Raw genomic sequence first — 13,730 nt, 5'->3', positions numbered from 1 at the left:
CAGCGCTCAGCTTCCTGAACCGAAACCTTTCATTACACCCCGGTTAGAGTTTCTAATGAAATCTACGATTTCGTCACGAATTTCCGTAGGCTTAAACTCTGCTTCAATCATATCCAGAGCCTTGGTTACATTGTTGTGCTTTACAAAAAGCACCCTGTATATTTCCTGAATTTCGTTTATTTTCTCCGATGAAAAACCTCTCCTCCTCAACCCTACAGAATTGATTCCGGCATAGGAAAGTGGCTCTCTTGCAGCTTTTACATACGGTGGAACATCTTTACGAACCAGGGAGCCACCTGTCACAAATGCATGAGCTCCTACCTTCACAAACTGATGTATGGCTACCAGTCCTGCCAAAACCACATAGTTTCCAATAGTAATGTGCCCGGCCAGGGTGGTGCTGTTAGAGAAAATACAATAATCACCAACTTCGCAGTCATGTGCAATGTGAGAATATGCCTGAATCAAACAGTTGCTCCCAATTACGGTTTTCCATTTATCCTTTGTTCCCCTGTTGATCGTCACACACTCCCTTATGGTTGTGTTGTCACCAATCTCAGCCGTGGTTACCTCTCCTGCAAATTTCAGATCCTGAGGCACTCCGGAAATCACTGATCCTGGAAAAACACGACAGTTTTTACCAATTCTGGCGCCGTCCATAATCACCACGTTAGATCCTATCCAGGTACCTTCACCGATTTCCACATCCTTGTGAATGACTGCAAAAGGTTCTATTACTACATTATCGGCAATTTTTGCCTGAGGATGTATATATGCTAAGGGTTGTATCATGCTGTTGGTTCGCTATCTTTTACTTTTACAATTTGTGCCATCATCTCCGCTTCTACAACAACTTTCCCTGAGACCATTCCAACACCTTTCATTTGGGCAATACCTCTTCTGATTGGTTCCATTAAATCACATCTGAAAACAATTGTATCACCGGGTAAAACCTGCGCCCTGAAACGAACATTGTCGATTTTCAGAAAGTATGTCAGGTAATTTCTTGGATCAGATACAGTACTTAAAACCAGTACTCCTCCTGTTTGGGCCATGGCTTCAATCTGAATTACACCAGGAAAAACAGGGGCTCCGGGAAAGTGCCCCTTAAAGAACTCTTCGTTCATGGTTACATTTTTCACGCCTACCACGTGCGTTTTCGACAATTCAAGAATCTTGTCAATAAATAGAAATGGTTGTCTGTGAGGTAAAATATCCATGATCTGAACCACGTCGTAAAGCGGCTTTACTGTAGGGTCATATACGTGTTGTATTTTTTTATTCTTCTCTTTTTTAATTGCCGCCTTTATCTTTTTCGCAAAAGCGACGTTTGCCGCATGACCAGGCCTTGCTGCCATGATGTGGCCCTTAAGATGAACCCCTACGAGGGCCAGATCGCCAATCATATCTAACAATTTATGTCTTGCCGGCTCATTCTGGTACCTCAGCTCCATGTTGTTCAGGATTCCTTGTGGGGCTACCTCCATCGCGCTTCTGTTAAAAATAGAAGCCAGATGATCCAGTTCTTCCTTGGTTACTTCTTTGTCTACAATTACTATTGCATTATTCAGATCCCCTCCCTTAATGAGATTGTTCTGAAGCTGATATTCCAGTTCATGTAAAAAACAAAATGTTCTGCACGACGCTATTTCCTTTTTAAACTCCGCAATGCTTGAAATTCCAGCATGCTGGCTACCCAATACCGGCGAATTATAATCAATCATGCAGGTAAAACGGTAGTCATCCAAAGGCATCGCTACAATTTCTACCTTTCTGTCCGGCTCTGCATAAGTGATATTATGGGGTATTTGAAAATATTCTCTATCAATTTCCTGTTGCTGTATCCCTACAGACTCGAGCGCTTCAATGAACAGTATGGCACTACCGTCCATAATCGGAGTCTCCGGACCGTCCAGTTTCATCAGTACATTGTCCAGATCCATACCCACCAAAGACGCCATCACATGCTCCACCGTGCTTACACTCGCGCCGTCTTGCGTAATCGTAGTTCCCCTTGCAGTATCAGTAACATTGTCGCAATCAGCATCAACAATAGGGCTACCCGGCAAATCCGTTCTTTGAAATTTAAAGCCGTGATTTTCTGGCGCCGGACAAAAAGTGAGCGTAACATTTGCTCCTGTATGGAGGCCAACTCCTGTTACAGAAACTTCGTTTTTTATAGTTTTTTGCTTAACGTTCATTATTATTTATTGTACTGTTTTGATCAATTAATGCCTTTAATTGCTTTATAGTTGACTCTAAAAATGCAATTCTCTTTTCCACAGCAGGCAATTGTTTAAAAATAACAGATGCCCGCATCCAATCCCTCAGCGGCTGCGCCGGACTTCCATGCCATTGCTTATTCTCTTCTGATGTATTGAAATTAATTCCCGCCTGGGCACCGATCTGCGTTCCCTTTGCCAGCGAAAGGTGTCCTGCAATACCGACCTGTCCTCCAATAACAGACTTCTCCCCAAGTTTCGTGCTTCCGGAGATGCCTGTCTGAGCCGCAACCACGCTATGTTCACCGACATCCACATTGTGAGCAATCTGGATCAGATTGTCCAGCTTTACGCCTTTTCTAATGAACGTGGAGCCCATGGTAGCCCTGTCAATTGAAGTATTTGAACCGATCTCAACATCGTCTTCAACAACCACATTTCCGATCTGCGCTATTTTAGAATAAGTCCCGTCTTTCTGCGGAGCAAATCCAAAACCATCACTTCCGATTACCGTATTGGAATGAATCATTACCCGGTCACCTATCAGAGATTTATTGTAGATTTTTACACCAGGAAAAAAAACACAGTTATTCCCGATCTTTGAATCCGGACCGATATATACCTGTGCCATGACCTTTGTATTGTCCCCAATCACAACGTTTTCAGCGATATAAGAAAATGCCGCTATAAAAACGTTTGACCCCATCTTTACCGACGGGTGAATAAAACAAGGTTGTTCTATTCCTGATTGTGTATTCATTTGGTTAACCTCGTTATACTTCTCCAGCAAAACAGAAAAAGCACTATAAGGATCCGCCACCTTTATAAGTGTACTTTTTACCGGCTCCGAAGGCACAAAATCCTGACCAACGATTACTACTGAAGCATTCGTTGAATATAAGTAATTTTCATATTTTGGATTTGATAAAAAGCATAAAGAACCGGCTTGGCCACTCTCTATTTTAGAGAGTTCTTCAACCTTCGCATCTGCATCGCCCTCAATGGTGCCATTTATAAATTCGCTTATCTGCTTGGCAGTAAATTGCATTTTACAAAGTTATATGTTAAATTGATATGAACAAATAAACCTATTTAGGTTAGTAATACACCCTTGGATGTAAGAAACTAAAAACGGGATTAAAAATTAATTATTTTGTTAAATTATGCTAAATAATTCTGGGATAGCATAATATGTGTTTTTTTACTGTCTTGTCTAAAGATTCTAAGTTAGATAAATCTGAGGCTTTTACAATATCTATAGTGGTATTGTTTTTTAGAAGAATGTTTATATTACTATTCCCTGCATCATAAGCCCTGTTCGTTACCACATCTGTAAAAACAAAATAAGCCGCTTCCGCTTCTGTCAGTTTCAAAGAGTCCATTACATTTCTAGTCAGGATTTCAACCCTGTCTGCATCCGGGGCGGCATTGCTCATCTCAACCTTATACAAATTCCTGTTGGTGAGCATAGTACATAGCTGCGACAAAATCCTGTCCGGATGTGTTTTCCAAACCTTTATCGCAGCAAAAATGTCCTGGTCATCGAGCAATGCAAACATCGCAAGGTGCTCCTCAGAAGAAAAGAACTCCTGCTCCGAAATGTCCTTTTTTAAAAAATGTTCCAATGCCGGAGTGGCAAATAAGCTTGCTCCATTTGCAGAAAGCTCCTTTGCTCTTTTCAATATTTTCACCAAAACCTGCTCTCCTGAGACAACAGTTTTGTGCAAATAAACCTGCCAGTACATCAATCTTCGGGCAATCAAAAAGTTCTCAATGGAATAAATGCCTTTTTCTTCGATAACCAAGTCGTCGTCCAGCACATTAAACATTTTAATGATCCTGTCAAAACTGATCACACCTTCACTTACTCCGGTAAAAAAACTATCCCTGTTCAGGTAGTCCATCCTGTCAAGATCCAGTTGGCCAGAAACCAGTTGTGCCAGAAACCGCTTATGGTATTTGCCTTTAAAAATATCAATAGCAGGAGTAAGCCTTCCGTCAAACTCAGCGTTAAGCTTTTCCATGATGAACATAGAGATATCTTCATGTCTGATTCCGTTGACCAAAGAATGCTCCAGTGCGTGAGAAAAAGGACCATGACCGATGTCATGCAGTAATATGGCAATTGTGGCAGCCTCTTCTTCTTCACTTGTTATTTTATGTCCCTTCCCCTTCAACACCTCTATAGCAAGGCTCATCAGATGCATCGCACCCAATGCATGATGAAAACGGGTATGAAGCGCGCCGGGATATACCAGATGCGTCATTCCCAATTGCTTGATATATCTTAACCGTTGAAAATAGGGGTGTGAGACGAGATCAAATATGATTGCCGATGGAATATTAATGAAACCATATACAGGATCATTGATGATTTTCTTTTTGTTCAATCCTTGAAAATAAATTATACGGTACAAAAATTGCTATTTTTATCCATAGTTAGAAAGAGAGATCCTTTTTTTGACAAATTAATTTACATTTTTATAAAAATCATAATGCAGGAAACCAAGATTTTATGGGCCGATGATGAGATCAACTTATTAAAACCACACATATTATTACTCAACGAAAAGGGCTACCATGTCACTACTTACACCAATGGTAATGACGCGCTGGAAGCCTTTGGCAAAGAACACTTTGACCTTGTGTTTCTTGATGAGAACATGCCTGGAATGAGTGGCCTGGAAACACTTACTGCCATTAAAAATATAAGAAGTGACGTCCCCGTCGTTCTAATTACCAAAAGCGAAGAAGAAAACCTGATGGAGGATGCCATCGGCTCTAAAATAGATGATTACCTGATCAAGCCGGTTAATCCTAAACAAGTGTTGTTAACTATCAAGAAAATACGCGACAATAAACGCCTGGTTAGTGAAAAAACATCTATGGCTTACCAGCAGGATTTCAGAAGACTGGGCATGACATTGAATGACCGGTTAAGCTATGAGGAGTGGGTTGAGGTATATAAAAAGCTGGTATTTTGGGAATTAGAACTTGAAAAGCTTGACGATCCGCAGATGCATGAAATTCTAACCATGCAAAAGTCAGAAGCCAATATGCAGTTTTCAAAATTCATAGAAGACCACTATCTGGGCTGGGTAAATGGCAAAGGAAAAGCTCCTCTGCTGTCCAATGAACTATTGAAAAAGAAAGTATTTCCGCTGATCAACAACAATGTTCCTGTTTTTTTTATTCTCATCGATAACCTGCGCTACGATCAATGGAGGATCATCAACCCATTGATTACCGAACATTTCCGCATGGATGAGGAAGATACTTATTCCAGTATCCTGCCTACAGCTACACAATATGCGCGTAATGCCATATTTTCAGGCTTAATGCCTCTTGAAATGGAAAGAAGATTCCCGGGACTTTGGCAAAACGATGATGACGAGGGAGGGAAAAACATGCATGAAGGAGCATTTCTTGCCGATCAGATCAAAAGAAGCCTGCGCAAAGACTGTAAGTTCAGCTACAATAAAATACTGACCTACGACGATGGAAAGGCCCTCAATGAGCAGGTCAACAATCTCCTGCAAAACGAATTCAATGCCATTGTATACAACTTTGTCGATATGCTTTCTCATGCCCGCACAGACATGCAGATGATCCGTGAGCTCGCAAATGATGACGCCGCATACCGTTCACTCACACTATCCTGGTTTGAACACTCTCCCTTAATGGAACTACTGAAAAAAATAGCGCAGAAAAATGTGAAGCTGGTCATCACAACAGACCATGGAACCATCAGGGTAAAACATCCGAGCAAAGTTATTGGAGATAGGAATACCAATAGCAATCTCCGTTATAAACAAGGCAGGAATTTGAATTTCAATGCAAAAGAAGTGTTTCTGATCAAAAATCCTCATGAGGCACAATTGCCGAAGATCAACATCAGTTCAAATTATATATTTGCAAAAGAAGACCGCTATTTTGTGTACCAGAATAACTATAACCAATTTGTAAACTACTACAATGAAACTTTCCAGCATGGGGGCATTTCCCTGGAAGAAATGATCATTCCAATAGCGACTTATAGTTCGAGATAAACATGAAAATAAAAGTAAACCGTTTGTCAGACCTCGACGAAGCCGCCCAATCTCTGCTCAGCTTCGCCGGGGACAATAAGTTCTTTATATTTGAAGGTGATATGGGTGCCGGGAAAACTACCTTCATCAAAGCCATTGCCGCCGCCCTTGGCGTACTGGATACTGTATCCAGCCCCACCTTCTCCATTGTAAATGAGTATGTAGCGGGCGAAGATGTTATCTATCATTTTGATTTCTATCGTATCAAATCCATACAGGAAGCATACGACATTGGCTATGAAGAGTATTTTTATTCGGGCCACACCTGTTTCATAGAATGGCCGGAGAAAATTCAGGAATTATTGCCCGAAAGCTACATCAAGGTTGAAATCTTTACCGTAAACGAAAACGAACGAATGCTCTCAGTTTCAAAAATATAAGGTCTTTTTTTTGACTGTTTATCGTAATTTTTCTTAATTTCAAGAAAAAATCATTTAAACAAAATGGCTACAGGATTACGCGAAGGTATGGCCGCTATTGCCCAGAAAGGTTTGGTACAACCCAAGGAGGCAATGTCAGAAACACAACAAAAAAACAACAGCCTCTACATTGGCATTCCGAAAGAGATTTCCTTTCAGGAAAACAGGATCGCATTAACCCCGCTGTCAGTTGCATTGCTGGTACACAATGGGCATAAAGTCATCATTGAAAGTGGGGCCGGAGTTGGTGCCAATTTCTCCGACAATGATTACAGCGAACAGGGTGCCATCATTTCTTTCAACAAAAAGGATGTTTTTGATGCTGATATTCTCGTAAAAATTGCGCCGCCCACGATAGAAGAAGTAGGCCTCATGCACAAAGGCCAAACCCTCATATCAGCGCTTCAAATGGGAGAATTGAAAGAAAGCTACCTCAAAGCCTTGCTAAACAAAAAGATAAATGCCCTCTGTTTTGAAAATCTCCGCGATGAAGGCAATATCCTGAGCGTAGTGCGGGCAATGAGCGAAATTGTCGGAGCTACATCAATTTTTATCGCCGCTGAATACCTAAGCAATGTAACCGGAGGAAAAGGCCTCATGCTGGGTGGATTTACAGGGGTGCCGCCTACCGAGATCGTCATCCTGGGCGCGGGTACTGTCGGCGAATACGCAGCCAGAACTGCCTTGTCGCTGGGAGCAGAAGTGAAAGTGTTCGACAGCTCTATTTATCGCCTTAGACGCCTTCAAAATAACCTTGGAAGCAGGGTGTTCACGTCAGTAATGCAGCCTATCGTATTGGAAAAAGCGATTGTTACCTGTGATGTGGTAATCGGGGCTATCAGAGCCTCTCATGGACGTAGTCCCTGCATCATCATGGAAGAAACAGTCAGCCGTATGAAACCAAATTCGGTTGTCATAGATGTCAGCATTGATCAGGGAGGCTGCTTTGAAACCTCTAAAGTGACCAATCATAAAGATCCTGTGTTTAGGAAATATGATGTCATCCACTATTGTGTGCCAAATATCGCTTCCAGAGTACCCAGGACTGCTTCTTATGCCCTTACCAATATCTTTTCACCAATCCTTGTCGACATTGGCGATATGGGAGGCCTGATGAATGTGGTGTGGAATAAACCCGGAATCAGGGAGGCGCTCTACATTTATCAGGGGCACTTGACGAATAAAGACCTGGCCAGCATGTTCAACCTGCCTTTTAAAGACATTGAACTTTTGGTTGCGGCCAATCAGTAACAATCCCATGAAAAGCCTTGCTTATCTTATAGCCTTCTTTTTTTACATTGTGCTAAGCGGCTTTATTTGCCTTGCTCAGCAAAATTCCGAAAATCCATATGGCCTGAAAATCATCAGCTCATTTCAGGAATATTCAACTTCATACCAATCAACTCCAGGTTATAAACTTGTTGAACTCAAGAAAGTCATTCCCAATATTGTCCTAGATATAAGATATGCCTCCAAAAACAACTTTATGAAGGAGGTCATGTATAAACAAGCACGTGCATTTGCCAGAAAACCTGTTGCAGAACAGCTAAAAAAGATCCAGTCCGAATTAAACACAAAAGGATATGGCCTAAAGATATTTGACGCTTACAGACCATACGCAGTGACCCTTGCTTTTTATGAAAAAGCGAGCGACAAACGTTTCGTCGCTGATCCGAAAAAAGGTTCTAAACACAACCGCGGTTGCGCAATTGACCTCACATTGATAAACCTAAAAACAGGAAAGGAAATTCAGATGCCAACTCCTTATGACAGCTTTCAGGCGGCCGCAGCAGCCAATTATTCAAAATTGCCGCCTAACGTCATTAAAAACCGCGAAATGCTGATCTCTGTCATGCAAAAACATGGTTTCAGGGTCATCGCTCATGAATGGTGGCATTTCGATTTCGTAGGCTGGAAAAACTACCCGTTAATGGATATCCCCTTCGAAAAGCTGTAATCAATAATGATCATGGAGATAGGTAATCACCCTTTCAATCTCCCTTCTGACATCCGCCGTAGCAGTCACAAAATTATTGTTCATAAACGAAAAGATGTAAGTCCGATTCTTCCTGGTGATGACATAACCACTCTGACAATAATTGTTGGATAAAGTCCCTGTTTTACCAAAAACAAAAGGATGGTCTGTCTTTGGATAAGCATTTTTTAATGTTCCCGACTTTCCTCCCGCAGGAAGCATATTGTAGAGTTTTCCTGAATCTCCTACCACTCCGTAAATCTCCGCCAGTAAAGTCACCAAATCCCTGGGCGTGATCAGGTTATATCTTGATAATCCGGATCCATCCACCCATACCGGTGCATCGGGCAGGTTATTCAAATAATTTTTTCTCGCATACGCGATTACCGTTTCTGTATTCATCTCCAGCCCAGCCTGATCAGCACACAGCAGTAACAACTGTTCTGCAATAAAATTATCGCTGGGAATCAGCATTTCCTTCAGGACAGAATCTCTTTTTTCACTGTAAATCGCCTTGCTCTTCTCAGGGATTTTCATTGATACCAAACCGACAGGTTTCCCTAAAAGACTTTCCAGCAAAGCTTTGGTGAGCTCCGGCGATGTTTTATAGGGCACCTGCTGTATATAATTCCGGGGGGCTGCTTTAGCAGGATACCCGAAATGATTCCCGCGCTGTGTTCTGATCACTTTAAAAACAGTGTCTTTCCGCATGGTGTCAGGAACCACAGCGTCTATAAATAGATCCGGACTGATCGTTAAAGCGCCTTTCTGGCTCCTCATCGTCATCAGGTTGTCCATTATTGGCAGTTCCGTGAGTTCTGACTGGTAATAATCGTTATAATCGTCCCATGCCCAACCCCTTCCATAGAATGCCCCGGTATACCGTCCTGTTGAGAAAAACAGTTTCTTATCTGATCCTTTTAAAAATTGCAGCACTTTTTCCGATTTTAATCTTGACTGTAAAAACGATGGGTCTCCCGTCCCCCAAAATATCAGCGAGTCATTGCGGATCATGTACCTGATCCCAACCACCGAATCCTGAAGCATTTTTAAACTCGTATAAAAAGTAAGCAGTTTGGTATTGGAAGCCGGGATAAAATATTGACCTGAATTTCTTTCATAAATCATCTTTCGCCCAGCTAAATCGTACACTGCTAAGCCCACATGATGTTTTTTAAGCACTTCAGACTGCTTCAAAAATAGGCTCATCTTCCGCGAAATTTTACGTTCCGTAGAACAGCCCAATATTAAACCCCATAAAGAAACAAGAATTAATACTTCTTTTAATTTATTTTTTGCAGTCGCTTTATACATACTGACAACTAATTTATTAAATTAGTTTAAATGATCCCCTTATGCGTGCTGTTAGTTTCTTTTTATTTAAGATTCTTTTCATTTCAGCTATCACCCTATCCTTGGTCGTAAATCACGTCAATGCCCAGCAATTTGAATTTTCCGGAGATAGAAAAAACCAAACCATAAACTTTAATCTTGTCCGAAACCTTGTTATTGTTCCCTTGTATATTAATGGAAACGGCCCTTTTAATTTCATCCTGGACACAGGTGTCGGTCCATTAATCATCACCGACACCTCCATTGTCAAAGATTTAAATCTAAAGAAATTACGCCCCGTGAAGATGAATGGCTTGGGTAAAGGCCTTGAAATAGATGCTTTTATTTCCAATGAGATCTATGCCAAAATAGGTAAAGCTGAAATCGAAAATATCCCAACCGCTATTCTGAAGGAAGATGTATTCGCCCTATCCAGTTATGTAGGAGTTCCAATTCACGGACTCTTGGGCTACTACTTCTTCAACAGCTTTGTGGTAGAGCTAAATTATACCGGCCGAAGACTTAAATTTCACAGACCCGAAACCAAAAGGAGAATTGAGGGAGAAGCCATTCCGATAGAAATATTTAACAATAAGCCTTATATGTCTGTTCATATGGATATTCCCGGACTCGGCACCAGATCGCTTAAAGTGGTTATAGACAATGGGGCAAGCCATGCGATATCTTTGGAGACATTAGACGAAAACCCATTTCCAATCCCAACGGCATCTATAAAAGCGAATCTTGGAATAGGCCTCAGCGGCCCCATAAGCGGTAGTGTTGCAAGGATCCCTTCTCTGAGAGTAGGCAGTTTCATTTTAAATGACGTAATTTCTTCTTACCCCGACTATGACAATGCCGCCAGAAAAACTTTGTTTTTAAACCGAAATGGGAATCTCGGCGCAGAAATCCTCACCCGTTTCAACATTACCTTCGATTACAACAACAACTTCATGTACCTGAAGCGAAACTATAACTTCAGGAGACCATTCGAACACGACATGTCCGGCATGGAAATATTCGTTGATGATGCCCTCACCAAAAGGTTTTTTATCAGCAGAATTGAACCGGAATCCCCTGCCGTAGAGGCCGGGCTCCTGGTAGACGATGAAATCCTGTCCATTAATTTCATGACTGCGGGCACCATGACCTTAAACGATGTTTCCAAATTCCTGAGAATGGAAAACGGAAAAACCTTGTACATAGCGATAAACAGAAAAGGAGAACTCCTCATTAAAACGATAAAATTGAAGAAACGAATATAAATTTTTAGTTTTGCCCATGACAAAATTATACCGTTCACTACTTTACCTAAGTTTCATCTTTTTATTAAGCTCCTGCGGATCTGATCACAAAGAACAAAAAGCGAATACAAAAGCAAAAGATAAATCCGAAGAAGAAACACCCAAAGAGCGGCTAAATTTTGATCACATTATCGGCATCAGGTATACCGAAGTAAGGCGCCGCTTTAGTAATGGATTGTCATTTGATAAAATAGGGTTTCAACAAGAACCTTCCTGGATCCTTGAATTCCAGTCCAATGACACTGTAAAAGCCTATAGCCCCGTAAAAAAAAGAATGTTGCCTTTCTTCCTGATGTATGATCACGGAGATGTATACAATTTTGCAAAAGAGTACTTCCGAATTAAAAAGGCCACAAAAGACAGCCTGGTTTTCCAGAGACTTCAGGTAGACAGAAAACAAATCGATAACGGCGTCAAGTCAGACGTAAATATGATTTTTTATGCCGATTCTTACATTAAAAACATCCTAAAAACAACACCCGGGGAGCTTCAAAAGCCGAATAGTGCCGATACGGTATTTATCCGGATGCTGGCCGAAAAATCTAACCAGGCCCCTACCGATACCAGCAAAACATTTGCCGGCAGACAACCCGCACAATTCATTTCAACCAGCCCTCTGATGAAGGTAGAAAAGAAAAGTACAGTAGACGAATTCAGTGGCAGGACTGTAGCATTTGATTACTTGTTTCCGAAATACAGGATAGAGATAAAAAAGGCATACCAGGACTTTGCCTATGACATCAAGGTAATTGTCGACGCACAAGGAAATATTCACCTCGTCTCCTTCTATAATTCTTTACCTGAATTGGAGGAATCAAGGAGAAAAATAGTAAAATCCATCATCGATATTTACCTCCGCAATCTCTTAAAAATCGTTCCCGGAACTACTCTTGGAATACCTCATTCCAGCGAAATAAACCTGGTTGTTGTAGGCAAAAAAGCGGGCAAATAATTGCCTTGGTGTTTATATTTATCAAAAAATGAAGCATTTGTCTTTTAATAAAAAATAATATGTACATTGCACACTTAATTTTTTAATAAATAATACAATGCAAGAAGGAACAGTAAAATTTTTTAATGTAACTAAAGGTTTCGGATTCATTATCCCTGCAAACGGAGATAGCGAAATCTTTGTACATTCAACAGGCCTTATCGATGAAATCCGTGAGAATGACAAAGTTGAATACGATGTTGAGAGCGGAAAAAAAGGCTTGAACGCGGTTAATGTTAAAGTAATCTAGATTATAAAGACATAAATTGTACAAGGGACTACTTAGGTAGTCCCTTTTTTTTGCATAATTTTTTGTTGTGCTTTAAAGCCCTCGCGGTTGGGCGCTGTTCGACCCTCGTTCTAAGTGAGTGCACTATGAGTGCACCATGAGTCCACCATGAGTCCACCTTTCCCCAGTAAAAACGTGGACTCACCCTGCAGATACACTTCGATCAAGCTGCTCGCACCATAACTCAGGCCCGAGCTTATCTTCATCTGAGCAACAGTCCTTACCGGCCAAAAATAATTATTGCTGTTTCTTTTTCTCCTGGATGAGTTCTAGCAGGATTTCTGGTTCATTAGTGGTAATGAATTCTATTTTACTTTTTAAAAGCCACTCCATATCTGCAATTTCATTTACCGTCCAGGCATTAATAGTCAGGCCAAGTTCTTTTGCTTTTAAAAACCATTCCCCCTTCTGGTACACACTGAAGTGGTAATCAGCGCCATAAAACCCGTCCTGCTTCAGCTTTTCAAGAGGGACATCTCCCTTTAAATAAGCCACGTTTGCTTTTGGATTTATTGCAAGTACTTTTTGCAAAATATCATATCCAAAACTGATGTAATCTACCCAAGCCTCTGCCTTAAGTTTTTTAACCATTGCTACAGATCGCACAGCCAACTCCGCATCCCAATCCTGACTTACGTTTGAAGGTTTTATTTCCAGTATCAATTTGGTTTTCTTCTGTTTAATCCCCGCTTTGAGATAACTCTCCAATGTCGGAATATTTTCGCCGTTGGAGAGCTTTTTTGTAAGCAGCTCCTGATAAGTTACCTTCGAAATGTGCAATGCCTGAAAATCAGCGTCATGATTGACAACCAGAACGCTATCAACGGTCATATGAACATCAAACTCGGAGCCATAGCAGCCAATACGTATAGCTTCTTTCAATGATGCGATGGAGTTCTCAGGAAGTTTGTTTTTTTTCCAGGCGCCCCGGTGTGCTATTACCTGGTTTTTATTCCATGAACCAGCAGGTATAGCTGAGGGCTCCGTTGCGATATCTTTTGTAACCAATGACATTAAGGTAAGTGCTAAAATTGAAGCTTTCATATTAAATACTTTCTACTAAAATAAGCATTAGAGAATATATAAATGTTTTCTTCAAGTTATTTTTTA

Annotated in this window: 13 protein-coding genes; 7 read left to right on the top strand and 6 right to left on the bottom strand. The window is 41.0% G+C overall.

All coding sequences use genetic code 11. The features are described from left to right. Window positions 1-6: 6 nt before the first annotated feature. From lpxA to FA047_RS14375, 4 genes are all read right to left on the bottom strand, one after another. Complete coding sequence (lpxA, locus tag FA047_RS14390; RefSeq protein WP_048908154.1) at window positions 7-792, bottom strand: acyl-ACP--UDP-N-acetylglucosamine O-acyltransferase; 786 nt, start codon at window positions 790-792, stop codon at window positions 7-9. Then, a complete protein-coding gene (locus FA047_RS14385; protein WP_136836776.1) occupies window positions 789-2,201 on the bottom strand; it encodes a bifunctional UDP-3-O-[3-hydroxymyristoyl] N-acetylglucosamine deacetylase/3-hydroxyacyl-ACP dehydratase in 1,413 nt (470 codons plus the stop codon). Before FA047_RS14385 ends, lpxA begins: the two co-directional genes overlap by 4 nt. Next, entirely contained in the window at window positions 2,191-3,270 is a 1,080-nt protein-coding gene (lpxD, locus tag FA047_RS14380) for a UDP-3-O-(3-hydroxymyristoyl)glucosamine N-acyltransferase (protein WP_136836775.1), read from the bottom strand. Before lpxD ends, FA047_RS14385 begins: the two co-directional genes overlap by 11 nt. 118 nt (window positions 3,271-3,388) lie before the next feature. Then, complete coding sequence (locus FA047_RS14375) at window positions 3,389-4,612, bottom strand: HD domain-containing protein (protein WP_136836774.1); 1,224 nt, start codon at window positions 4,610-4,612, stop codon at window positions 3,389-3,391. A 105-nt stretch (window positions 4,613-4,717) separates the two neighbouring features. Here FA047_RS14375 and porX point away from each other — a divergent pair, with 105 nt between their 5' ends. The 4 genes from porX (at window position 4,718) to FA047_RS14355 (ending at window position 8,686) form a co-directional block, all read left to right on the top strand. After that, window positions 4,718-6,271, top strand: a complete 1,554-nt coding sequence (porX, locus tag FA047_RS14370; RefSeq protein ID WP_136836773.1) for a T9SS response regulator signal transducer PorX — start codon at window positions 4,718-4,720, stop codon at window positions 6,269-6,271. A 2-nt stretch (window positions 6,272-6,273) separates the two neighbouring features. Beyond that, on the top strand, window positions 6,274-6,690 hold the full coding sequence (tsaE, locus tag FA047_RS14365) for a tRNA (adenosine(37)-N6)-threonylcarbamoyltransferase complex ATPase subunit type 1 TsaE (protein WP_136836772.1): 417 nt from the start codon (window positions 6,274-6,276) through the stop codon (window positions 6,688-6,690). A 63-nt stretch (window positions 6,691-6,753) separates the two neighbouring features. Continuing rightward, window positions 6,754-7,980, top strand: a complete 1,227-nt coding sequence (locus FA047_RS14360; RefSeq protein WP_136836771.1) for an alanine dehydrogenase — start codon at window positions 6,754-6,756, stop codon at window positions 7,978-7,980. A 7-nt stretch (window positions 7,981-7,987) separates the two neighbouring features. Continuing rightward, complete coding sequence (locus FA047_RS14355) at window positions 7,988-8,686, top strand: M15 family metallopeptidase (protein ID WP_136836770.1); 699 nt, start codon at window positions 7,988-7,990, stop codon at window positions 8,684-8,686. Here FA047_RS14355 and FA047_RS14350 read toward each other — a convergent pair whose 3' ends face one another. Next, window positions 8,687-9,913, bottom strand: a complete 1,227-nt coding sequence (locus FA047_RS14350) for a D-alanyl-D-alanine carboxypeptidase/D-alanyl-D-alanine-endopeptidase (protein ID WP_225872743.1) — start codon at window positions 9,911-9,913, stop codon at window positions 8,687-8,689. Window positions 9,914-10,059: 146 nt separating this feature from the next. Here FA047_RS14350 and FA047_RS14345 point away from each other — a divergent pair, with 146 nt between their 5' ends. The 3 genes from FA047_RS14345 (at window position 10,060) to FA047_RS14335 (ending at window position 12,581) form a co-directional block, all read left to right on the top strand. Then, complete coding sequence (locus FA047_RS14345) at window positions 10,060-11,301, top strand: aspartyl protease family protein (RefSeq protein WP_136836768.1); 1,242 nt, start codon at window positions 10,060-10,062, stop codon at window positions 11,299-11,301. A gap of 16 nt (window positions 11,302-11,317) precedes the next feature. Then, window positions 11,318-12,292 (top strand): hypothetical protein, encoded by a 975-nt coding sequence (locus FA047_RS14340; protein ID WP_136836767.1) that lies wholly within the window; start codon window positions 11,318-11,320, stop codon window positions 12,290-12,292. A 97-nt stretch (window positions 12,293-12,389) separates the two neighbouring features. Next, window positions 12,390-12,581: a cold-shock protein gene (locus FA047_RS14335; RefSeq protein ID WP_090993574.1), complete on the top strand. Its 192-nt coding sequence runs from the start codon at window positions 12,390-12,392 to the stop codon at window positions 12,579-12,581. Between the two features lie 276 nt (window positions 12,582-12,857). Here the strand turns inward: FA047_RS14335 and FA047_RS14330 are convergent, their stop codons facing one another. Further along, complete coding sequence (locus FA047_RS14330; RefSeq protein WP_136836766.1) at window positions 12,858-13,664, bottom strand: glycerophosphodiester phosphodiesterase; 807 nt, start codon at window positions 13,662-13,664, stop codon at window positions 12,858-12,860. Window positions 13,665-13,730 lie beyond the last annotated feature (66 nt).

Origin of the sequence: Pedobacter frigoris (assembly GCF_005116445.1) — a bacterium.
Lineage (GTDB): Bacteria > Bacteroidota > Bacteroidia > Sphingobacteriales > Sphingobacteriaceae > Pedobacter > Pedobacter frigoris.
The sequence above is the reverse complement of the archived record's forward strand: the minus strand, read 5'-3'. Positions and strand labels throughout refer to the sequence as shown.